The organism is Desulfomonilia bacterium, assembly GCA_036567785.1.
Lineage (GTDB): Bacteria > Desulfobacterota > Desulfomonilia > UBA1062 > UBA1062 > DATCTV01.
Genome location: DATCTV010000002.1, coordinates 123,861 through 146,491, shown reverse-complemented (window position 1 = coordinate 146,491; position 22,631 = coordinate 123,861). Strand labels below are relative to the sequence as shown.

Genomic DNA, 22,631 nt, shown 5'->3' with positions numbered 1-22,631 from the left:
ATAGGAAATAGGGGGTGTTCTGAATGAATATTGGTAAAATTACACAGGTAATAGGCGCTGTTATTGACGTGGAGTTTGATACTGGAGAACTCCCTGATATATATAACGCCCTGTTGGTAAGCAATCCGTTCCTTTCCAATGAAGAAGACAATCTGACTCTGGAAGTTGCACAACATCTGGGAGACAGAAAAGTCCGCACTATTGCTATGGACTCTTCTGATGGTTTGGTAAGGGGCATGCCGGTTAAGGATACCGGAGCTCCGATCAGCGTACCTGTTGGCGATAAAGTCCTAGGTCGGATTATGAATGTAATCGGTAAACCTGTTGATGAAGCAGGCCCTATTGGCAACGATAAAACCGGTCCGATTCACAGGGAACCGCCAAAGTTTACTGAACAGAGCACATCAATCGAGTCCTTTGAAACAGGCATCAAGGTTATAGATCTTCTTACTCCGTATATGAGAGGTGGAAAGATTGGTCTGTTTGGTGGCGCCGGTGTCGGTAAAACAGTCTTCATTATGGAGCTTATTAATAACATTGCAAAAAAACATGGTGGATACTCGGTTTTCTGCGGTGTTGGAGAACGTACGAGAGAAGGAAACGACCTCTGGCTTGAAATGAAAGAGTCCGGGGTTATCAACAAATGTGCACTTGTTTATGGTCAGATGAATGAGCCGCCCGGAGCAAGGGCAAGGGTTGGTCTATCTGGCCTCGCAGTTGCTGAATATTTTCGGGATGAACAGAATCAGGATGTTCTATTGTTCATAGATAATATATTCAGGTTCACTCAGGCGGGTATGGAAGTTTCAGCTCTTCTCGGCCGGATGCCTTCGGCAGTTGGTTATCAGCCTACTCTGGGTACTGACATGGGAGAATTGCAGGAACGTATTACAACCACTACAAAGGGATCAATCACATCGGTCCAGGCTATTTATGTTCCTGCCGACGACCTTACTGACCCTGCGCCTGCAACAACATTCAGCCATCTGGATGCGACTACTGTTCTTTCCCGGCAAATTGTTGAACTTGGCATTTATCCTGCTGTTGACCCTCTCGACTCGACATCAAGAATTCTTGATCCCAAGCTGGTAGGTATTGAGCATTACACAATAGCAAGAAGCGTTCAGCAGATACTTCAAAAATATAAAGAACTTCAGGATATTATTGCAATTCTTGGAATGGACGAACTATCTGAAGACGACAAACTTATTGTTTCAAGGGCAAGAAAGATTCAGCGGTTCCTGTCGCAATCATTCAGTGTTGCAGAACAGTTTACAGGGATGCCCGGAAAATATGTTGAACTAAAAGATACAATAGATGGCTTCAAAAGAATAGTTGCCGGCGAGATGGATGACTTGCCAGAACAGGCATTCTATATGGTGGGATCACTGGATGAGGCGATCGAAAAAGCCAAGAAAATGGCAGCTGAGTAATTTGTCCTTATAAAAAGGGGAGCTTAAATGGCTGAATTATTTCATCTTGATGTTGTTACACCTGAAAGATCATTACTGAGCCGTAATGTTGAAGAAATAATAGCTCCGGGATCTCAGGGGGAATTCGGCGTCTTTAAAGGACACGCAGCCTTTCTAACAACATTAAAACCCGGCATGGTTACGGTGTATGATGATGAAGGCGGAAAAAGTTATATGGCTATATCGGGTGGATTTTGTGAAGTAACTTCCGATAAAGTTATACTCCTTGCAGAACATGCCGAGCTCGCAAAAGAAATAGATCTGGAACAGACACGCAAAGATCTGGAGATTGCAGAAGAGAAGCTGAGAAGTCTTGCAAAAGACGATCCTGAAGTAAACAAGTGGGAAAGCAGAAAGATTATGGCCGAAGTGAAAATTAAGGTAGCTGAGACTGTTAAAGCCAGTTAAGCATCAAATTTACTGATAGCAAAAAGGGGACATTTCAAGTTGTCCCCTTTTTATTATTCAATGACATTTTCTTATCAAGGCTCTTTATTACAACATTGACTGATTGGTACTATAGGTTCTATATAACGAAAACGAATGCGCCCATAGCTCAGTTGGATAGAGCGTTGGACTACGAATCCAAAGGTCAGAGGTTCGAATCCTCTTGGGCGCGCCAGTTATGAAAAAGGTATTTATTTTCTGCCAAAAAGAAATTCAGCCAAAACATATGCAAAGGTTAAAGCATGAAGATATCATGTCCCGCATGTGGAAAAGAAACCATATATGAGGGAAACATAAACAGGCCGTTTTGTTCGAAGGAATGTAAAAACAGAGACCTCCTGAACTGGGCAGATGAGTCTTACAAAATATCTTCAACCAATACTGATTATTCATCCGAAGAGTTAAACAATGGCGAAGATACTTCGAAGATCATTTCATAATATTTCAAGAAGAGACATTGATGAAGATGCTCTGAAAGTCCTGTACAGGCTTAACCGTAATGGATTCAAGGCTTATCTCGTAGGAGGAGCGGTAAGGGATATTCTGCTTGGTAAGAAGCCGAATGATTATGATATTGCCACAGATGCGAGACCCGGCCAGATAAAAAAGCTGTTTTCCAATTCGTTTTTGATAGGACGACGTTTCAAACTAGCCCATATCAGATTCAAAGGTAATAAAGTTATTGAAGTTGCAACATTCAGAAGAGAACCTGAAGAAGGAAGTAATGAGGATATTCACAATACATTCGGAACCCCGGAAGAAGATGCCCACCGCAGAGACATCACTATCAACGCCCTTTTTTATGACATTGCTGATTTCAGTGTAATTGATTATGTTGGCGGTCTGAATGATATAAATAAAGGAATAATAAGGATAATCGGTGATCCTGATAAAAGATTCAAAGAAGACCCTGTCAGAATTTTAAGAGTTTTAAGGCATTCTTCAAGACAAAATTTCAGAATTCATCATGAAACGGCATCTAAAGTATTTCAACACAGAGATCTACTTCAGAACTGCTCTGGCGCAAGAATGTATGAGGAGATATGTAAAGACATAAAATCTGGTTTTCTGATGCCTGTTTTTTTCCAGCTTGATCTTTTCGGGATATTGCCATGTCTTCTGGGGGATATTGGCCGATTTTATTCGGATAATCAGTTTGAGACCTCTGAGCTGTTCAACTATTTAAAAACAATAGATATTCTAAATATATCAGGAGAAGATATCCCAATTCAGGATATTTTTACAATCATATTCTGGCCGTGGGCTAGACATGTTGTCGGTAAAAATTCAGAAAGCCAGGATAAGTCAAAAATGCTTCATGATGAGATGATAAAAGCTGGCATTCAGATTCAGATCCCAAAGGTTGTAATGGCGCATATTTCTCAGGTTCTGACTATTCTATGCAATATGAATAAAGCCGTTGAAACCGGACGATTCAAATATTCGGAAAGAAAAAAGGCCAATTACCTTAATGCATCAAAGGTGTTCGGAATCATTATAGGTGATAAATCAAATCATAATGATCCATTCGGGGAATTTTTCAGAAGAAAGGTGCAGAGAACTAGAAAATGGAGAAATTCAAAACAATTAATTCAGCATATGGGATAAGCGAACAACTGTTTTATAGGAACCATGATATTGCAAAAACAACACAACATTTTAAATAAATATTTCATTATGATTGTATAACCACTTGAAAATATAACAATTATTTTAATAACTATATTTGGCACAATGAATGCATACCATAATGGCATAGGAGCCTAATATGAACAAAAGAGGAAATTTAGACATGGTTATGAAAAATATGGAACCCGAAAGGGCAACCAAAATACTTGCCAAGTCACTTTATAGGGAACTCAAGAAAAATGGATTTGCAGAAAGTGATATTATAAGCTTTTCAAAGGAAATAATTGAATGCATGGCAGGTGATATGAAAAAAGAGGCCGCTGTATCAAAGCTTGCGGGACAAAGGGATCGATTATTAATCGGGTAATTTCTTTTTTATTTCTTTCAGGACAGTTTCAATTACTTCATCAAGATTCATATGTGTCGTATCAACCACAGTAGAGTTGTAAGGTATCACCAACGGGCTTGATTCTCTTGTACGGTCTCTGTCATCTCTTTCTTTAACATCATTAATAATCTGTTCAATAGGGACTGAAATACCTTTTAAAATCATTTCGTTATGTCTTCTTTTTGCACGTTCTTCAAGTGAAGCATCAAGGTAAATCTTTACATCTGCGTCCGGAAAGACAACTGAACCGGTATCCCTGCCTTCGGCAACGATTGAAGAAAATTTCGGGAATGACCTTTGTATATTCAGCATGAGATTTCTGACAGAAGGGTGTGCGGCTATTTTAGATGAAAGAGTGCTTATCCTGTTTGTCCGTATGTCCTTGCTTACGTCAATACCATCCAGGAAAACCTTTGATCCAAAAAGTTTTATGTTGATGCCTGCAACGATTTTTGCACACTCTTCTTCATTTTCTATGTCTCCATTTATTTTGTCTACAGCCAATGCGCATGTCCTGTAAAGTGCACCTGTATCCAGAAAAGTATATCCAAGCTTTTCCGCGACGGTTTTTGCCACAGTCGATTTTCCGGTTCCTGCAGGGCCGTCAATCGTTATTATTCTGGTTTTCATATGAGCTGTTTCATGTCCTTGAAAAAATTGGGATAGGAAATATCAACGCAGGAATTGTTGTCAAGCTGCACATCAATGTCAGCAGCCATTGAGAGAATATAAAATGCCATGGCTATCCTGTGATCGGAATAGGTTTTTACCGAGCCGTTTCTGAGTTTCAAGGGGCCATCGATAACAAATCCGTCCTCCAGTTCTTTGATATGGGAACCAAGTGAAGCGAATCCTTCGACCATTGACGTTATCCTGTCCGCCTCTTTTACACGGAGTTCCTGAGCATTTCTGACTATAGTCCGACCTTCGGCAAGACTTGCTGCTACTGCCAGTATGGGAATCTCATCAATCAACCCTGGAATTTCGTCGCCTTCAATTACAGTACCTTTAAGTCTGGAACCCTTTATTATGAAATCTCCTACCGTTTCTCCTGCCGAAGCCTTTATATTTTCAATAGTTATATCAGCCCCCATCCTTTTAAGGACATTTAAAAAAGCAGTTCTTGCAGGATTTAGACATATGCCCATTACTCTGAGTTCCGAACCAGGAGTGGCGGCTGCCAGAACTGAAGGGAATGCGGAGGATGAAGGATCGCCCGGAACCGTAATATCCCGTGCAGTTAATTCCTGAGGACCTTCAAGACTGATATTCCTGCCTGATATTTTCAGTCTTACCCCGAAAAAGGCAAGCATTCTTTCAGTATGGTCCCTGCTCAGGGAAGGTTCGGTAACGGATGTTACGCCTTCAGCCTTCAGCCCGGCTAGGATTATTGCCGATTTAACCTGTGCTGATGCAACATCCATGTCGTATGTGATGCCTTTTAAATCTGTTCCCCTAATGGCCATCGGCATAAACCTGTCCTGCCTTGCCATGAAGTCCCCACCCATAAGCCTGAGCGGTTTGATAACACGTGCCATCGGTCTCTTTATAAGGGATGAATCTCCTGTAATAATGCTCACACCTTTAATTCCGGATAATACACCGCTCAGAAGCCTTGCCGTAGTGCCTGAATTGCCGGCATCTATTAATGTTTCTGGCTCTGTAAGATTTCCGCCTTCAATAATGTATGAATCATTTGATTTTGATATCCTGACGCCTAGGGCTTTAAGCGCTTCCCTTGTACTTTTAACATCTTCTGATTCAAGGCTGGAAAAAACACTGGTCCTTCCTTTTGCCAGTGCACCCAGGATGAATGCCCTGTGGGATATCGATTTGTCGGCAGGCGGTTTTATTTCTCCGTTAATTCTCATAGCTTATTGCTCCGCAGGATATGTATTTTTTATCAGCCATTCTTTAAGACATCTTCAAGTTCGTGTATGAATTGTTCGTTCTCACTTTCAAGTCCCACGCTTACCCTTATGTATTCCGGCAGACCCGGCATGAATCTCGTTATTATTCCGCGTTTCAAGAGTTCCTCATATATGATCTTTGCATAGGCGCCAAGCCTGACAAGTACAAAATTTGTGTGGGAATTGATGTATTCAAGCCCCAGACGGTCGAAGGAAGAATACAGGTAATCAAGTCCTTTCCAAGTTGTTTCGAGTGTAAGGCTAAAAAAGGCTCTGTCTCTTAAAGCCGCAGCCCCGGCCTTTATTGCGAGAAGGTTCATATTAAACGGCGGTTTAACCTTATAGAGCATATCAATCATTTCTTTGCCGGCAATGGCAAAACCCACTCTGATTCCGGCAAGTCCGTGCGATTTTGAAAGGGTATTTATTACAATGACATTTGGTCTTTCTGAAATCAGTTTCAGTCCCGAGATGAAATCATCTGCGCGTGCAAATGCTGCATAGGCCTCATCCAGAACGAGAATGGTTTCCGGAGATATCTTCTCGCATAAAGACAGTAGTTCCTTTTTCCCTGTATATGTTCCTGTGGGATTGTTAGGATTAGCCAGGAATGCGATTTTTGCGCCGCTTGACGTTTTTGAAAGCATTGCACGGGTATCTATCTTCATGCCGTTCATGGGCGTTTCGGTTACCATTGCACCGCATGCAAGGGATGCGATTCTGTAATAGCTGAAAGTACATGCCGGTATGACTACCCTGTCGCCGGGATTAAGATATGCTCTGCATATGAAATCGATTATTTCATCCGAACCGTTGCCGGTGATGATGTTTTCTGAAGGGAAACCGAAGAATTCAGAGGCTGATTCCTTAAGCTCTGTTGCCATCGGGTCCGGGTAAAGGTGTGTGTGCTCGATATATTCCATCATGGCTTTGACAGCCATCGGGCTTGGGCCAAGCGGATTTTCATTTGACGCCAGTTTGACGGGCTTTTCTATTCCGTATTTTCGGGCGATCTCATCCTTCGACAGGCCGGGAGAGTAGGGAGGGATCAGTTTGATGTGCCTGGCTTCTTCCGGCAGCTTCAATCATCACCCCGTTCTTCGGGATAAGAACCCAGTATGATAATTTCTTTTGTAAAGGGTTTAAGATTCTCCAGTGCCCTGGCAACCTTTTCTTCCGAGAGGCCTCCTATGAAATCTATAAAGAAAAGATATTCCCAGGGCCCTTTCCTTGACGGCCTTGACTGGATTTTGGTCAGGTTGATCCCTTGTGATGAAAATACGCCCAGGGCGTTGTAAAGGGCGCCTGGCGTGTTGTCCAATGCCATTATTATCGAGGTCTTTGCATTGGTTAACGGTTCGGCCATCTTCTTGGAGATTACCCAAAATCGGGTGATATTGTCATGATAGTCGTTGATATTCCTGGCAACAATATCAAGGCCATAGATTCTAGCTGAATTTATGGATGCTATAGCCGCCGAATTATTTTCATTCACTGCAATCTGAGCAGCCTCGGAAGTGCTTGCGGTATCGATGGTTTTAGCATCGGGCAGGTTCTTTTTAAGCCAGAGCCTGCATTGTGCAAACGGTTGGGGATGAGAATATACCTTCCTGATATTGCCCATATCCGTTTTTGAAATAAGGCAATGTCTTATAGGAAGCAGTATTTCTTTAACAACAAAGAGCCTTGAAGAAACCATAAGATCCAATGTCTGATTGATGATCCCTTCGGTTGAGTTCTCAACAGGGACAATACCCAGATCAACCCTCTCGGCACACACATCTTCAATTATAAGATCAATTGATGTTTCCGGTATAAGATCGGCATCGTATGGGAAGACAGAAACCGCAGCCTCATGGCTGTAAGTTCCAACAGGCCCCAGATAAGCGATTCTGGTCCTGGCCTGAAGAGACCTTGAAACGCTGAATATTGTGTTAAAAACCGCTTCTATCATGCCGCGTTCAAGCGGGGGTTCGATAAGTGTTTCCAGACGGTCGATTATTTCACGTTCCCTTTCGGGCGAGTAGGTCTTGATCCCGTTTTCATGTTTGATCCTGCCAACCTGCCGGGAAAGTTCCGCCCTTTTTGAGAGAAGTTTTGCGATATCGTTATCGATTAAATCTATCGAGCTTCTTAATTCGTCCATCTCTTTGTTCATAAAAACCCGCTTAGTAAGATTTTACAGTCTTGAACCCTATCAGAAGATATGCCCGTTTTCAATGGCAGTTATACTCATGCTGCAAAACATGTGAGGATGTAATACCTGATTGACATGATATGATTCGTTGGCTAGCGTTGATGCAAATATAGATGTAATCGTTACTCATGAAATTCAAAATTTCCGGCTAAAGGGTGATTGGGATAATATAATGGTAACAGGTATTGTCATTGTATTTTTTATTCTTATTGTCATTTACGGCAATGTCCGCACGCCAGGGAAGTCCGGAGAGATTTATAGTTACGGTCTCAAATTTCCCGAAGGATTCCTGTGGGCGACAGGCGAAGATGCCTATCAGCATGAGGGCGGCAATCTGAACAATGACTGGGCCGATTGGGAGGCAGGTGTTCCCTCGCCGATAGAGAACGGCGATAAATGTCTTATGGCTGCCGACTTCTGGAACAGGTACGAGGAGGATTTTACACGAGCCCGGGCCGACGGTCAGAACGCGCACAGAATCGGTATCGAGTGGAGCAGGGTGGAGCCTGTCATGGGTGAATTTGACGATGATGCAATGGCTCACTATGAAAAGATGCTCGCCTCAATGAAAGACAAGGGCTTCACGGTCTTTTTAAACCTCTGGCATTTTACACTTCCCAGATGGGCCGTTGAAGCAGGCGGCTGGGAAAGTGATATTGTCATGGTGCGCTGGGAAGAGTTCGTCGAGGAATGCGCCATACGCTTCGCCTGGTATGTCGATTACTGGAGCACCATGATCGATGCCCAGATATATGCTCTGAACGGCTTTGCCATGGGTGAGATACCGCCCAATAAAAAGGACCAGAAGCTTTCAATCAAGATTTATCATAATCTGATCCGCGCTCATGCAAGGGCTTATAAAATCATAAAGGAAAACGCGACTGTCAGAGACGGAAACAAGGTCAGGGTGCCAAAGGTCGGAATGATCTATTTCTTCTTCGACTATCAGGCGCAGGGCTTTTTCCTGGACAGGTTTGCAACACATCAGCTCGATAAAATTTTCAACTGGTCGTTCCTTGACGCCATACATACCGGCAATATAGATGTGGGAGTGTTTCCGGGTCCAAGGATAAAAAGGTTCAGTGAGGATTCCAGAGACACACTCGACTGGATAGGAATCAATTATTACACGCGTCAGGTTGTATCATTCAACCCGTTCAAACCCGGTATGCTCGAGATGAAAAACTGCGATAAATACCCGGCTACGGATATGGACTGGGAGATTTATCCCAAGGGCATATACAGGATATGCAGAAAAGTTGAAAAACGCTATCCTGGCGTGCCCCTTGTGATTGCCGAGAACGGGCTTGCCGATGCAAAGGACGACAGACGCCCGAAATTCATCCTCGATCACCTCGCTTGGGTGCACAGGCTTATAGAAAAAGGCTGCCCCATATTCGGATTCACCTACTGGAGCCTGACAGACAACTGGGAATGGGCCAAGGGCTTTGCACCAAAGTTCGGGCTATATCGCGTGGACAGGAATACATTCGACCGTACGCCTACGAAATCGGCATCGCTCTACCGCTTCATTGTGCAAAATAACCGTCTGCCTGAGGAATCGGAGTTTAAAGAGATAATTAAGTAGAATAAAAAAAAGAAAAATATCATTTTCTCATTATCGACTGTCTGTTATTTCTGGCCATGTCATCGGCATGGCCTTTCAGTCCGAGGTTTTTAATCTGAATTATGCACGCGCGGCGGTCGGAGCGGAATATGAGTCCGAATATCTTAGATATAAAATTGTTGAATTTTCTGCAGTCCTGAGGATCGACGAAGTCAGCACAATCCGCACAGCTTGAATATTCATGTTCAATACAGCATTTTCTTATGCCGCACCATGTGGCCTTTACATTGTCATGACAACCCGGGCATTTACCTTTCAGGAATCTCTTGCATGCCCCGCAATAGAGCCCGCAGAAGGCAACAAGTTCCGGATTTGCGATAATATCTTTCATTTCCGGATGTCTCTTTGAAAAGAAATTATTTCTTTGGTGGAGCAATCACATTAAAATCAAAATGTTTTTTGAGAACCTTGTCTATATAGATGTCGATGGAATAGGTTCCGGGCAGGTCGCCTTCATCAAACTGCATCAATGAATAATATACGGTCGAGCAGGCCCCCTCGTCAGAAGATACTGTCGTATAATCGGAGCCGGATGAGTCGATCTCTGATTTTACCCTGGCATTTTCCTGGTCTGCATTCACTTTCACATCACTGGTTTTGGGTATGCGGATAACCACTTTGCATTTGCATGAGTTTTCATTATTGGCATAGGCAATGGCACCGAAATAATAACCTGGATCAACCGTTTTCGTAATAAGAGGTATCTCTGTTGTTTCCTTGTAGATTTCAAGTACTCCCTTTTCATCCGCCCGGGCGAGCCCCCCCTTGAATGTGAATTCGCTGTCCGCTGCCAAAGCCGCAGATTCTGCAAACAAGCAAGCAAGTGTTATAAGGCAGCCAAAAAGTAATGTCTGTTTTAATTTCATCTTCATTGTCTCCTCTCTTTTTCCATATTTATTATTTTCACAACTTCTGACGTTATTACCTATCTTTTAAGATATGCTTTTCCATCCTTTTCCCTGATCGGATACCCCATGAATATGCCGAGGGCTATAAAGGCGAAAAAGCCTGCGCTTAATGATATCCATTTGAGGCCTGTTTCCGTGGGAGTCATGGAACCGCCTGCATACATCATGAATGTAGCCGTTGCGATTGAGATGCCAATTGCTATTTTCTGAAAGATTGCGTGAACGCCTACATAGATGCCTTCTCTGCGCTTGCCGGTGAGCGTTTCGTCATAATCAATCACATCCGAGAGAAGTGCGGGCGGAAGTATCATGATGCCGGCTACCGGTATGCCTATGAGTGCCATGCATATCTGGGATTGCAGCATCTTCTCGCCGGGGATTAATCCGACCAATGTGAGTGAAGCCATTGTTAAACATGCGCTGCCCAGAGTAATGCAGTAGGCGGCAAATTTTCCCAGCCAGACTGAAAGGAAATTAATGATAAAGAAGAACACGATATTCGAGGCGAGGAAAGGCGCCATGAGCTTTACCACATCGGCGTCGGTCTTTCCGAGTACGTACTGTGTCCAGAATGGCACGAGCAGGATGACCATGTTGAGCGCAAACCAAAGAAAGGAGTTGGCGGTGAGCAGATAAACGAAAGGCCTGTTTGTAAATGTGGTCTTTGCCCAGAGAAAAATTGTTACAGGGCTGAATTTCTCATGAGCAGTAACTGATGCATCCGAAGGCTTTTCCACGATGGTTAGCAGAGTCGGCGTGAACGATATAACAGTTATTGCGCCTGTTATAATGCCGATTCCTATCCACCCGAGGGTTTCCTTTATCGGACCCATTACGCCGAAAACAAGAGTTCCGAGCATAAGGAAGACCGCCTGCATAGTGGATATGTTCACACGCTCCTTAAGATCAGAGGTGATTTCGGGTAGCAGCGCCATGTAAGGATTTGCAAGCAGAGACCAGCATATAAAGAAAAGCTGGACAAGGGTGAAGACCCAGACCGCATTGAGCCAGTGCATCTGATGGGGGAAGGGTGGCACCCAGAGAAGGAAACTCACGATTGCGGTCGGCAGTGTCATAGCCAATATAAATGGTATGCGGCGCCCGCGTTTTGATCGGAAATGATCGCTCAAGTACCCGGCTATGGGTTCGGTTATCCCGTCCACGACCCTGCCTATAAGGAATATTGCTGCGAAAAGGCCTGCGTTTACCAGGGCCGTATCCTTGCTCGGGACATAAAGCTTGAGGAGCCACTGGGAGATGACCAGATTCGCCAGATTAAGTGCTAGCCCGCCGGTCGCGTATGATATCTTCTGTTTAAGGGTCAGTTGTCCCATTCAGTCTCCCTGCCGGTTTTCGGCCTCGATTGTTTTAAATCCCCTCATGTATTTGGTTACAACTGCGGCTTTTGAATCCACACCCTCTATCTTGCTTCCCGGGTCGCATGTCGGGATTTTTTCAATTGCCGCCTTTACATTATCGGGCAAACCCTGCAGATGAAACTGAAATGTCCCTTCGGGTGTTTTCTTAATCCAGCCTGCCAGATTGTATTCGGCTGCGAGTTTCTTCATCGAAGCCTCGATGCTTGCCTCGTTTATGTCTCCCTTTATAAAACCTCTCCTTGCTGCAATGGGGGGATCCTGTTCAATCGTCATATAAGGATATATCTCGCTTTCCTGAATATAGACCTTGTTTTTTTCTTTTTTTACTTCAATCCCGGTTCCGCTGTCAGGGTTTTCCGACTCAGCCGAAAGGCAGAAAGGATAAAGAGTCAGCAGAAGGAATAAAAGAAATTTTCTCATGAGAATGATGAATCCATTTATTTTAAGTTTTAGTCAAGACGGTAAAATATTCGGCAGTATTAGAGCTTGACTTTTGGCCTGTCCGCTTTGTATAGAAAATCACTGACGGCGGCATAGCCAAGTGGTAAGGCGACGGTCTGCAAAATCGTTATTCACCGGTTCAAATCCGGTTGCCGCCTCCATTTTTTCCCTGCATAACGACTAAGATATAAATCTCCTGATGTACCAAATGATTATTTAAGTTTAGATATTATGAATAGTTTTGTCTGATCTTACCTAGAGATGTTTTTTGATATCCTCGACGGTGATTTTCCTGCCCGGGCCGCCCAGGGCTTCGGTGGAAAGCCCGCCGGATATGTTTCCCCATTTGAGGCATTCGGCAAGGTCCCTGGCGTCAAGGTATGCCCTTAGAAATCCTGCATTATAGTTGTCTCCCGCACCGGTAGTATCAATCGGGTTTACCTTTATGCCCGGAACATGGATTATCTTCCCGTTGTTGCAGGCCCATGAACCGTTTGCACCGTCTTTGACTATAACCAGGGGGCAGAATCTGCCGAGTTCTTTCGCGGCAGCAGGGATATCATCTTTTCCTGACATCTTTAAGGCTTCCTTTGCGTTCGGCAGTACGATATCGATTGACTCGAGAGTTTTTCTGACGGCAGGCACTTCGATTGTTTCTGAATTGGGATGGTTCCCGTCCATTACGATCAGCATTTTTTTCTTTTTAACGAGAAGGGAAGCGATCGGGAAAAGGGCACCTGTGTAAAAGCCGGGGATGAACATGATTTTAGCCGAAACGAAAGGCAGTTTTTTTATAAGCGCGGGAAGTTTATAGGGTTCCTTGTCATAGTATGTTATGAATGCCCTGTCATGTGAGAACGAGGCCGATATTGTAATGCGCTGATAAGTCTTTTTATGATGGAAAAAAAGACGGTTATCAATGCCCTCGTCATTGAGCTTTTCAAGGATCGTTCTGCTGAATTCATCAGTGCCGAAATCCGCTGCCCAGCCGACCTTTATTCCAAGTCGGTGCATGGCGATGACGCTGTTGCAGGATTCACCGGGTTCGATTGCGAATTTTCTGCCATGGACCTCGCTGCCCGGTTCGGGCATTTTAGGCAGACCCGTAAATATGTAGTCAATGCAGTAATCCCCGCCTGTCAGCACGTCATAATCGTAACCCATCACAGGTTCCTTTAATCAAGCCTGGGGAAAAGGTCTCCATGACTTTTGACATAGCCGTCCACCAGGGATTTTGCCAGGGCGTAGTCCCTTACAAGCGGGTGAACGGTAAGCGCCGCCACGGCCTTCATATAAGAGCCTTCGGTCGCGGCTTCGACAGTATAGAGTTCATATGATTTGACCGACTGCATTAGCCCCATGCATACAAGAGGTATGTTTCCGACTGTTATCTGCCTGATGCTGTCGGTGCCCACAAGCACCGGAATCTCAACGATTGCCGTCTCGGGAAAACCGTAAATTGCGCCTGCATTCGGCACATTTAAAGTCATTACCCGGGGATTTCCTCCACTGAGCGCCTCAATCGCACCTAATGCCACGTCGGCATAGCCTTCTTCCGTGAGGTTGTCTATACTCTCCTGGTCCAGCTTGAACTCCTCGAACCTGCCGCCGGTTTCATTCGCCATATAGGTCTCGCCCCTCATGTCTATATAAGCCTTGTAGCGTTTTGCGAGTCCTTCCCTGTCACCTGCCCTGAACAATTTATCAAGGTCGGAAGATAGGATCGCGTTCTGTTCGACAAGCATCTCCCCCCTTGTCTTTCCGGCCTTCAGAATATTGTCCACGGCCTCTTTTGAATGATAGAAATAATAAAGATATTCATTGGGGATCATTCCAAGCGACTCTATTACACCTGTAGAGAAAGGCAATCCAGGCAGGCCTCCAGCCTCTTTGATAAGTTTAATGAAATCGGGGACATGATTCTTACCCTTATACCAGATGGCTCGCGCCCAGCCCAGGTGGTTGAGCCCGAAATATTCCATCTGTACGTCCGACATCTTTGCTCCCAGCGCTATTGCAGCGTAGCCTCTTATCATCTCAGGTGCATCGCATATGCCTATCGTCCTTTTCCAGCCCCCTTTGTTTATGATTGCTTCCGTTACAATGCCGGACGGATTGCTGAAATTGATAAGCCAGGCATCCGGGCAGACTTCCTTCATGAGCTTTACATATTTAAGGGCGACAGGTATGGAGCGCATGGCCATTGCAAAGCCGCCCGGGCCTGTAGTCTCCTGGCCGAGCACTCCATGCGATAAAGCAACCCTCTCATCGACAACGCGCGATTTCATGCCGCCTATCCTGAATGTCATTATTACATAGTCTGCGCCGGCTAGAGCTGATTTAGCATCGGTAGTCCTTTCTATCTTGAAATCTAGGCAGCTGTTCTTTTCAAGCTCTTCGGTGATGGCACCTGTCAGCTCGAGCTGGCGGGCATCCGTATCCATGAGAAAAAGTTCGGTAAGGCCCAGCTCTTTCTGTCTTTTTACCATCGATCTGATGATTAAAGGCGTTCTGAGGCCCGCGCCTCCTAAAATTGCAATCTTCATGACTCCTCCTGGGATTAATCCGGAATTTCCGGATTAGGGTATTCCACCCCATAGGAAAAACCTGCTTTCATGTCAATACTGCTTAAGAGAAAATGATATCAACCAGTTGCAAGCTTATTGAAAAAATGATTTAGGAATGATGAATATGTTGTTCAAGGGGGGAAGATTTAATGAAAAACTGGCTGATAATCCTTATTCCTGTATTCATCTGCACATCTGTACCTGCATATGCTGACGGTGTATTCCTTGAAGGAGGCCAGGGGTTTTTCCGTTCATCCGATTCCCAGACCATGTTTGTCAGCTATCAGATGGATTCATCCCTGATACCTGCGCTTAACCTTTATTACAAAGGCACGATCGGCGCCTGGAGCGGCGACAACCGCAATGATGCATTTGCCCTTGCCCTGGGGATATTGTTGAACCTGCCTGAGAATACATATTTCTGTTTCGAACCGGGTGGGGCCTACATTACAGAGCTTACCGACAACCTGGGTACACATCTTCAATTTTCATTCCGGTTTGCCGTGGGCATGAAGATAAATAAAGCTGATATATCTCTCGGTTACAGGCATTTCTCCAACGGTGATGGAATTTTCGATTGGACTGAAATGCCGAATTACGGTGAAAATTTCATTACCCTCCAGATAGGCTACCTTTTCTGATTAGACAAACCGTGGCTTACAGGCAGTGTGGTCCTGTAAGCTCCCGGTTGATTTACCATCTGGAACTAATTCCAAGCTGTACCTTTGCATACTGAGGAATCGAATTCCCGTTATATGATCCTCTTTTTGTCGAACCGAAAGCCGATAGGTCGACCTGGCAGAATTCAGGACCTATTCCAAGCCCGCCTGTAAAGATAAGCCCTTCACTTGTTTCCTGTATGTTCTGCATGAGCCCGGCGCGTACAGAAAACCATCTTATGGGGGTTAAACTTACTCCCCCGCCGACATACTGTGAATAATAACCCGGGATGTAGGTTTCGTTCCTTGTAAGATCGCAATCGATCGCAACGGACAGCATGTCAAGGATGAGGCCGTCATACGCGATACCCGCCCTCGCCATTGGCTTTACTTTGAGTTGGTCGTTGGAAGATGTCTTGAACTGGGGCGTGTTGAGGTTTTTTCCGACAACACCTATTGAGAGTTTCTCAAGTCTGGGCGGCTTGTAGAGGAGCCCGAGGTCGATTCCCCAGCTTACCGAGCTTTTTGTGTCCTTTCTCATGTCTTTTACGATATCCTTGGTGGCGGTATCGATGTTTATGGATTTCTGGAGCGTATATCCGGGCATGACCTTGATGCTTCCGCCGACATCAATCGTGCCGATTCCAGTGTTGAACTGATAGCCTCCTGATACGGGTATTTCGACGTATGCCAGACCGGTCAGGTCCATGTATGTCAGGCCGTTATTAAGGGCGTACTCTATCGAGGTAGAATCATAGTCAGCCTGAGTCGTGACTACGGGATTAGTCGGATCCGACGGGTTGTATCTCAGATATACGCCGGAACCCGCGTCGATGACAATGTCCATATGCTGCCGGTCTATCACCGCCGTTGCTGTGGCTTCAGATACAGTATAAAGACCTATGCCGAACTGCTTGATCTGACAACCGATATTGACGCCGGGCATAATCTGCAGGCCGTTCTCCAGTGGGATTGATGACAGAATGTTTATGGAACTCTCTATGTTGTTCACGTACTTTGCAGGGTCCTGTGAGATATTCTCAATCGAGCCGTAGATGTCGAAATCGCTGAGTTCTGATATATATTTTCCCAGATCGACATCCCTTGCGGATGCACTGGCGGCAACTGTGATGTCAAAATTCTTTCTGTATTCTGCGAGAAGGGCAGGGTTGTAATAGGGCGCATAGGCGCTTTTTGCGGAAGCTACGCCCGCTCCTCCCATTGAGATGGACTCCGAACCGATGGGCTCGAACTCGATACCCGATGCGTGAGTGAGAGGAAGTGCTATTGATACTGTCACTATTGCCAGGAACATAAGCCTTTTCATGATATTTATATCCCCCTTTGGGCCATTGATCCCGTTGAAATGATAACGCTAATAATGGAAACCAAGAATGAAATTAAATTTAAATCCGCCGCCGTCGACAGTTACATCTCCCCTTGTGCTTTTTGGGTCACCGTCAATGACATCACCTGCAAACTTGAGATCTGCCTTGGACCAGCTGGCGCCCAGTCCGAGGTTAAGGTGGTTTGCGATTTCCCAGTATATACCTGCTTCGACATATCCGCCCCATCCGTCGCTCCTGTCAGCGAGGTTATAGTTGATATCCGGGTAATATGCGAACGTGAATGATTTCTGCAGGTAGCCTCTTATGTATGAAGCGCCTGCACCGATATAGGGTCTTACATGAGGTGCGGTTTCCCAGATTTTCCTCACACCGAAATCGAATTCCTGCGTCTCGCCGTATTCCATTGTCACGGCTCCGAGGGGGACTGTTATCAGATTGAGCCACGTCAGCATGGATGAATCATGGTAGGCGAGGTTTATGCTGATCGGCCAGCTTTCGCCTCTGAAATTTGTTTCTACACCGGGAGGAGCAATCATTTCGGATTGAACATGCACGTCATCCCAGGCATCTGATCCGCCTTCGAGTATCTTGAAGCCGGGAAGAATGTTAACATTACCAGTGATTCCTGCATATGCAGGTAGTGAAAAAAGAACAGTCATCAAAACGATAAGCGCCGGTAAGAATTTTTTCATTTATGCCTGCCTCCGGTTTCAATAAGAGTAATAAGAGTATGTTCGGAATTTCAGGTACAAATTATAAATATTTCTTTTCTGAAATCTTCTCTTTTATATCAAAATCACATGTAATACTGTTATTTACTTGACTAACATATACGCTGGCATATTTTATATCTTTGTGTATTCTATGAGTTGTTGAAATGTTTAATTGAGTGATTGCTTACCATAAGAAATATCCAAGGAGGTACAATATGAAATCAAAAACAGGAAGATTGTTTCTAATATTGATCGTCTCTGCATTCATTTTCAACTGCGGAGGAGGCGGCGGTGGCGGTGGCGTCGATGTGGATGAGGAAGGTGCAACGCCTCCTCCGGCCCCGACAGGTCTTACGGCAACTGCCGTATCAGCTTCGCGGATTGATCTGTCATGGCATGCATCCGCCAATGCCGTTGGGTATAATGTCTACCGTAATGATAATAAACTCGCAATTGCCAATGTTTTTAACACGACCAGTTATTCGGATTACAACCTCACACCCAGGACGCCTTACACATACACAGTGAGAGCATATAATTCCAACGGCAATGAGTCAGACCCGAGCAATCAGGCAGGCGCAACGACGCTAGGAACAGCGACGATTCTTTCTGGTACGACTTCAAATGATTATGGCCGGGGTGTTGCTGTTGACGGCAGCGGGAATATCTTTGTGACCGGCTGGACCGGCGGCAACCTTGACGGTAATACCAATATCGGCCATGCTGAAGTCTTTCTTACAAAGTACGATTCAAAAGGCATCAAGCAGTGGACAAAACTGCTTGGCACCACAGGAGTGTCCGGGCCGAACCCGGATGCTTTACTCGATGCGCTAGGCAATGGTCTCAACGTAGCAGTCGACGGCAGCTATGTATATGTAACCGGCTATACCACAGGCGGGATAGACGGGGCCGGCGCGATAGGCGGCAAAGATATCTTCCTTGTAAGGTATGACAAGTCAAACGGATCAGGAAAACTTTCCAAAATAATGGGCACTGCAAGTGATGATGCGGGCAATTCCGTTGCTGTTGATACAAGCGGAAATGTTTACGTAACGGGATATACGGAAGGTGAAATAGGGGGTGCAGGCTCTCATAAAGGTGGAAAGGACGTAATCCTCATAAAATGCAATTCTTCACTTGTTCCACAGTGGGCCAGACAGATCGGGTCAACAGGAGACGACGTCGCAACCGCAGTGGCCGTGAGTGCTTCCGGAAACAAAGTGGCCATAACAGGGCAGGCCGGTGGACCATTCGTATCATTTTCAAATGAGCCGGGATGGGGATTTTCTGGCGGAGTGAGTGATCTCTTTGTAGCCCGTTATGACAGTGCCGGAAATAACGGAAGTCTGGTTTTCAGGGGGTCAGACGATGTCAATAAAGCCACGAAAACCACTGCGGGATTGTCAATAGCAATTTATCAGGACAGTTATGTTGCTGTGACCGGGATAACCAACGGTGAATTCGGTGCATCAAACCAGGGGGGATATGACATCGTTGTAGCATACTTGAATCTTTCAAACTTTACTGATTCCAACGGCCGCTGGAATAAACAGATTGGGACTGCTCTGGATGATATTGCCTACGGCATCACTATGGACAGCGATCCGGGGAACGTTTATGTCACTGGTTTTACATGGGGAACTTTGCCGCCTTTCTTCGTAAATAAGGGAGAGGAAGATATATTATTAGCAAGATTCGGTCTCAGCGGTACATTATTCTCTGTTACCCTTGCAGGCACGGCAGGAGATGAGAAAGGCAAGGCAATTGCTTTCGATGCAAATAATGATTATCTGTACATCGCAGGATTCACGAACGCTAGTCTTGACGGTATTACGAATTTCGGAGCTTACGATATGTGCCTGCTGAAATTTGATCTCTCAGGCGTACAGCAATAAAACCATTGTGGAGGCGGGCGATAATCAATCCATCGCCCGTTTTCTCAGTTCCTTGATTATTGCAAGCGCAGCCTGATTCGCATCGGTCACTATCGCCACATCGGCAAGCTCCATCATGGGAGCCGCCGGGTTCTTGTTCACCGCTATTATGAAATCCGCTCCGGTGATGGCAGCCGTATGCTGGATCGCCCCGCTTATGCCGAAAGAAAAAAGCAGTTCCGGTTTAATATGCCTTCCGGCCTGACCGACAAGGGCTTCCGGCGGTGCGCACTGACTGTGCACGGCGGGCCTTGTCGCGCCGACCTGTCCGTCCATCAGCCTTGCAAGCTCAAAGAGGTTCTTGAATCGCTTGGCGCCGCCCATTCCCCTGCCGCCGCATACGACTATCCTTGCATCTTCCAGTCTGTGTTCAGAGGTTCTGAGTTTCTCGGATGATACAAGCCTCACCCTCGGCCTTGGGAGATTTCCGGGAAGCATCATCTTTATTATCCTGCCGTCCGGATTATTGTTGTGAGGGATTTCCTTGAAGACTCCCGGCCTGACTGTAGCCATCTGCGGTCTTGCATCTGGCGTGATTATGTCGGCAAGCAGGTTTCCCCCGAATGAGGGCGCTGTCTGAACAAGAAGCCCGTTTTCGTTTATTTCGAGACCTACACAATCGGCGGTAAGGCCGGTCTGGAGCTTTTTCGCAACCATCGGTGCCATTTCCCTGCCGAATGAAGTTGCACCGATAAGAAGTATCTCCGGGGAAAGCTCACGGCAGAGCCTCGAAAGGAGCTCGGAATAAAGCTCGATGCTGTAATTGCTCAAAGCTGGATCGTCATAGACATAAACCCTGTCCGAGCCATGCGCCAGATATTCTCCGGCCCACTCGTCCACGCCGTTTCCGAATGCGCAGGTTGCTACGCAGGCTCCGATCTTTCCGGCAAGTTCCTTCGCCTTTGATATGAGTTGAAGGGTTACCCTGCTTTTGAAATAGTTTCTGTAATCTCCGTATATGAGTATTATCCGTTCAGGTGCTGTCATATTTTATGACCCCTTAGCCATATCTTTGCCGATGGCCCCTGCTATACGCTCGCCGAATCTTTCAAAAAGTTCATGTGCGACTTTCTTTGCAGGACCTTTAAGGACGACATTTTTTTTGCCCGACTTCGTCGAACTGATACCGATAATCTTCGTAGGTGAGCCCGCCGGTCCGATTTTAACAGGGTCGGCATCGATGGCTCTTGCATCAAGCGTGATTATATCTGCATCGTCAAAGGAAGTGTTTATGTCGGAAAATGAAATGTATCTGGGAAGATAACGTTTTGTCGAAATGGTAACCAGCCCGGGCAGGTCGAATTCTAGCGTTTCAAGAAATCCGTCAGCCTGCCTTGTCACAGAAAGTGTCTCGCCGTTCTTTTCCATGTATTCGACCCATGCCACTTCGGGCAGGTTAAGGTCTTCGGCCAGTTGCGGGCCTACCTGACCGGTCTCGCTGTCGCTCGTATAGCATCCGCACAGGATGAGGTCGAAATCGGGGCATGCCTTCTTTATTGCGCAGGCCAGTGTATAGGATGTGGCCAGCGTGTCGCACCCGGCAATCGCTCTGTCACTTATAAGCACACCTACATCCGCCCCCATGGCAGACGCCTCGAAAAGCACCTCTTTCGCCTGAGGTGGACCCATTGTGATTGCCGTTATGTGTCCGCCATAGGATTCCTTCAGCTTGAGCGCAGCCTCGAGGGCGTGTTTGCAGGCCTGGTTCATCACCCCTTCGGAGAGGTCGCGTCTCAGATTCCCGGTTTCAGCATTCCAGGGGAGTTCGGTCACCATCGGGACCTGCTTAATGCATACTACTAATTTCACTGCCTGCTCCTGAATTTAATGAGAAGCCTGTTTTTTTGTGCTTCTTTTTCTATACGGGCCTTGAAAGCACGGCCCGGGATATTACCATCCGCTGTATCTCGCTGGTGCCTTCATATATCTCGGTGACTCTTGCGTCGCGGAAATACCTCTCCACATCATATTCCTTGCTGTAACCGTAACCGCCGTGAATCTGGACCGCCCTCGATGTAACCCTTGACGCCGTCTCGCTGCATGAGAGCTTCGCCATTGCTGCCTCAGCCGAAAATTGCACCCCCGAATCCTTCATCGCGCTTGCCCGGTATAGAAGGAGCCTTGCGGCATCGACTTCAAGCGCCATGTCCGCTATCATGTTCTGGATCGTCTGGAAGGATGAGATGGGTTTCCTGAACTGCTGGCGCTCCTTCGAGTATCTGACTGATGCCTCGAATGCGGCCTGTGCGATTCCGAGGGCCTGTGCGGCAATCCCTATACGGCCGGTATCGAGTGCGGTAAGGCCTATCTTGAGACCGTCGCCCGGAGTCCCCAGCATGTTTTCCGCAGGAACCCTGCAATCCTCAAGAAATAGCGAAGAAACCGGGTTTGCACGCATGCCGCACATATCCTCGCATTCTCCTACCGAAAATCCCGGCGTCTCTTTATCCACGACGAATACACTTGCCGCCTTTTTCGGGTTTTCAGGATTGGTAACGGCAAATATGAGAGGTGCACCACAGACTGCGCCGTTTGTGACGAATATTTTTGTACCGTTTATGATGTAGGAGCTTCCGTCTTTGACAGCTGTCGTCTCGACTGCGCCTGCATCGGAGCCTGCATTCGCCTCCGTTATGCAGAATGCTCCGATTATATCGCCGCTTGCTAGTTTCGGGAGATACTTTTCCTTTAGCGCACGAGAACCGAATTTGACGATCGGGAACATTCCTACGCTGTTATGAACGGTTATGCACAGGCCAACGGCCGCGCTAACCCTGGAAAGTTCCTCGATCGTAATTGAATAACTTATTCCGTCGAGATCGGCCCCGCCATATTCCTTCGGCGCCTGAAGGCCGAAGTAATTGAGCAGTTTCATTTTTTCTATGACTTCCCAGGGGAATCTCGCCTCACGGTCGATGTCATGTGCAACAGGACCAAGTTCGGTTTCGGCAAACTCACGGACAGCCTTTCTTACAACCTTGTGTTTCATGTCAGGATTAAAGTCCAAATCC

At 46.1% G+C, this 22,631-nt stretch carries 23 protein-coding genes and 2 tRNA genes; 10 read left to right on the top strand and 15 right to left on the bottom strand.

Going from position 1 to position 22,631, the window contains the following annotated elements; all coding sequences use genetic code 11:
* The first annotated feature begins 23 nt into the window (after positions 1–23).
* The 6 genes from atpD to VIS94_00585 all read left to right on the top strand — a co-directional run bounded on the left by atpD (position 24) and on the right by VIS94_00585 (position 3,915).
* Positions 24–1,433: a F0F1 ATP synthase subunit beta gene (atpD, locus tag VIS94_00610; GenBank protein ID HEY9159573.1), complete on the top strand. Its 1,410-nt coding sequence runs from the start codon at positions 24–26 to the stop codon at positions 1,431–1,433.
* Between the two features lie 27 nt (positions 1,434–1,460).
* Entirely contained in the window at positions 1,461–1,880 is a 420-nt protein-coding gene (atpC, locus tag VIS94_00605) for an ATP synthase F1 subunit epsilon (GenBank protein HEY9159572.1), read from the top strand.
* Between the two features lie 137 nt (positions 1,881–2,017).
* Positions 2,018–2,094: transfer RNA gene (locus VIS94_00600), tRNA-Arg, on the top strand.
* A 67-nt stretch (positions 2,095–2,161) separates the two neighbouring features.
* Positions 2,162–2,359, top strand: a complete 198-nt coding sequence (yacG, locus tag VIS94_00595) for a DNA gyrase inhibitor YacG (GenBank protein HEY9159571.1) — start codon at positions 2,162–2,164, stop codon at positions 2,357–2,359.
* Positions 2,328–3,527 carry a hypothetical protein gene (locus VIS94_00590; GenBank protein ID HEY9159570.1) on the top strand — a complete coding sequence of 400 codons (1,200 nt, stop codon included), beginning with the start codon at positions 2,328–2,330 and terminating at the stop codon, positions 3,525–3,527. Before yacG ends, VIS94_00590 begins: the two co-directional genes overlap by 32 nt.
* Positions 3,528–3,687: 160 nt before the next feature.
* Positions 3,688–3,915, top strand: coding sequence for a hypothetical protein (locus VIS94_00585; protein ID HEY9159569.1), 228 nt, complete (start codon positions 3,688–3,690; stop codon positions 3,913–3,915).
* On the opposite strand, the gene cmk is transcribed toward VIS94_00585, so the two are convergent.
* From cmk to pheA, 4 genes are read right to left on the bottom strand one after another with little or no spacing between them, the layout of a single operon-like run.
* Positions 3,904–4,566: a (d)CMP kinase gene (gene cmk / locus VIS94_00580; GenBank protein HEY9159568.1), complete on the bottom strand. Its 663-nt coding sequence runs from the start codon at positions 4,564–4,566 to the stop codon at positions 3,904–3,906. The two genes, VIS94_00585 and cmk, sit on opposite strands and share 12 nt — an antisense overlap.
* Positions 4,563–5,807 (bottom strand): 3-phosphoshikimate 1-carboxyvinyltransferase, encoded by a 1,245-nt coding sequence (gene aroA, locus VIS94_00575; protein HEY9159567.1) that lies wholly within the window; start codon positions 5,805–5,807, stop codon positions 4,563–4,565. Before aroA ends, cmk begins: the two co-directional genes overlap by 4 nt.
* Before the next feature lie 32 nt (positions 5,808–5,839).
* Positions 5,840–6,931 (bottom strand): histidinol-phosphate transaminase, encoded by a 1,092-nt coding sequence (gene hisC, locus VIS94_00570; GenBank protein HEY9159566.1) that lies wholly within the window; start codon positions 6,929–6,931, stop codon positions 5,840–5,842.
* Positions 6,928–8,004: a prephenate dehydratase gene (gene pheA / locus VIS94_00565; GenBank protein ID HEY9159565.1), complete on the bottom strand. Its 1,077-nt coding sequence runs from the start codon at positions 8,002–8,004 to the stop codon at positions 6,928–6,930. Before pheA ends, hisC begins: the two co-directional genes overlap by 4 nt.
* Before the next feature lie 211 nt (positions 8,005–8,215).
* Between pheA and VIS94_00560 the strand changes: the two genes are divergently transcribed.
* Entirely contained in the window at positions 8,216–9,631 is a 1,416-nt protein-coding gene (locus VIS94_00560) for a family 1 glycosylhydrolase (GenBank protein HEY9159564.1), read from the top strand.
* A 19-nt stretch (positions 9,632–9,650) separates the two neighbouring features.
* Here VIS94_00560 and VIS94_00555 read toward each other — a convergent pair whose 3' ends face one another.
* From VIS94_00555 to VIS94_00540, 4 genes are read right to left on the bottom strand one after another with little or no spacing between them, the layout of a single operon-like run.
* Entirely contained in the window at positions 9,651–10,001 is a 351-nt protein-coding gene (locus tag VIS94_00555) for a DUF3795 domain-containing protein (protein ID HEY9159563.1), read from the bottom strand.
* 25 nt (positions 10,002–10,026) lie between these two features.
* Entirely contained in the window at positions 10,027–10,536 is a 510-nt protein-coding gene (locus VIS94_00550) for a hypothetical protein (GenBank protein ID HEY9159562.1), read from the bottom strand.
* Positions 10,537–10,595: 59 nt separating this feature from the next.
* Entirely contained in the window at positions 10,596–11,912 is a 1,317-nt protein-coding gene (locus VIS94_00545; GenBank protein HEY9159561.1) for an MFS transporter, read from the bottom strand.
* Positions 11,913–12,377 (bottom strand): acylphosphatase, encoded by a 465-nt coding sequence (locus VIS94_00540; GenBank protein ID HEY9159560.1) that lies wholly within the window; start codon positions 12,375–12,377, stop codon positions 11,913–11,915. It lies immediately after the preceding gene.
* A 107-nt stretch (positions 12,378–12,484) separates the two neighbouring features.
* Between VIS94_00540 and VIS94_00535 the strand changes: the two genes are divergently transcribed.
* Positions 12,485–12,559, top strand: a tRNA-Cys gene (locus VIS94_00535).
* A 94-nt stretch (positions 12,560–12,653) separates the two neighbouring features.
* Here the strand turns inward: VIS94_00535 and VIS94_00530 are convergent.
* Together VIS94_00530 and VIS94_00525 are read right to left on the bottom strand one after the other, a co-directional pair.
* Positions 12,654–13,562 carry a carbohydrate kinase family protein gene (locus tag VIS94_00530; GenBank protein ID HEY9159559.1) on the bottom strand — a complete coding sequence of 303 codons (909 nt, stop codon included), beginning with the start codon at positions 13,560–13,562 and terminating at the stop codon, positions 12,654–12,656.
* A gap of 11 nt (positions 13,563–13,573) precedes the next feature.
* Entirely contained in the window at positions 13,574–14,944 is a 1,371-nt protein-coding gene (locus VIS94_00525; protein HEY9159558.1) for a 6-phospho-beta-glucosidase, read from the bottom strand.
* Between the two features lie 170 nt (positions 14,945–15,114).
* Between VIS94_00525 and VIS94_00520 the strand changes: the two genes are divergently transcribed.
* Positions 15,115–15,606, top strand: coding sequence for an acyloxyacyl hydrolase (locus VIS94_00520; GenBank protein ID HEY9159557.1), 492 nt, complete (start codon positions 15,115–15,117; stop codon positions 15,604–15,606).
* A 52-nt stretch (positions 15,607–15,658) separates the two neighbouring features.
* Here VIS94_00520 and traF read toward each other — a convergent pair whose 3' ends face one another.
* Complete coding sequence (traF, locus tag VIS94_00515; protein HEY9159556.1) at positions 15,659–16,951, bottom strand: conjugal transfer protein TraF; 1,293 nt, start codon at positions 16,949–16,951, stop codon at positions 15,659–15,661.
* A 48-nt stretch (positions 16,952–16,999) separates the two neighbouring features.
* Positions 17,000–17,665: a hypothetical protein gene (locus VIS94_00510; GenBank protein HEY9159555.1), complete on the bottom strand. Its 666-nt coding sequence runs from the start codon at positions 17,663–17,665 to the stop codon at positions 17,000–17,002.
* A gap of 236 nt (positions 17,666–17,901) precedes the next feature.
* On the opposite strand from VIS94_00510, the gene VIS94_00505 reads away from it, so the two are divergent.
* Positions 17,902–19,581: an SBBP repeat-containing protein gene (locus tag VIS94_00505; GenBank protein HEY9159554.1), complete on the top strand. Its 1,680-nt coding sequence runs from the start codon at positions 17,902–17,904 to the stop codon at positions 19,579–19,581.
* 24 nt (positions 19,582–19,605) lie between these two features.
* Here VIS94_00505 and VIS94_00500 read toward each other — a convergent pair whose 3' ends face one another.
* From VIS94_00500 to VIS94_00490, 3 genes are read right to left on the bottom strand one after another with little or no spacing between them, the layout of a single operon-like run.
* On the bottom strand, positions 19,606–20,607 hold the full coding sequence (locus VIS94_00500; protein HEY9159553.1) for an electron transfer flavoprotein subunit alpha/FixB family protein: 1,002 nt from the start codon (positions 20,605–20,607) through the stop codon (positions 19,606–19,608).
* A gap of 3 nt (positions 20,608–20,610) precedes the next feature.
* Positions 20,611–21,429 (bottom strand): electron transfer flavoprotein subunit beta/FixA family protein, encoded by an 819-nt coding sequence (locus tag VIS94_00495; protein HEY9159552.1) that lies wholly within the window; start codon positions 21,427–21,429, stop codon positions 20,611–20,613.
* A gap of 49 nt (positions 21,430–21,478) precedes the next feature.
* Complete coding sequence (locus tag VIS94_00490) at positions 21,479–22,627, bottom strand: acyl-CoA dehydrogenase family protein (protein HEY9159551.1); 1,149 nt, start codon at positions 22,625–22,627, stop codon at positions 21,479–21,481.
* Between the last annotated feature and the right edge of the window lie 4 nt (positions 22,628–22,631).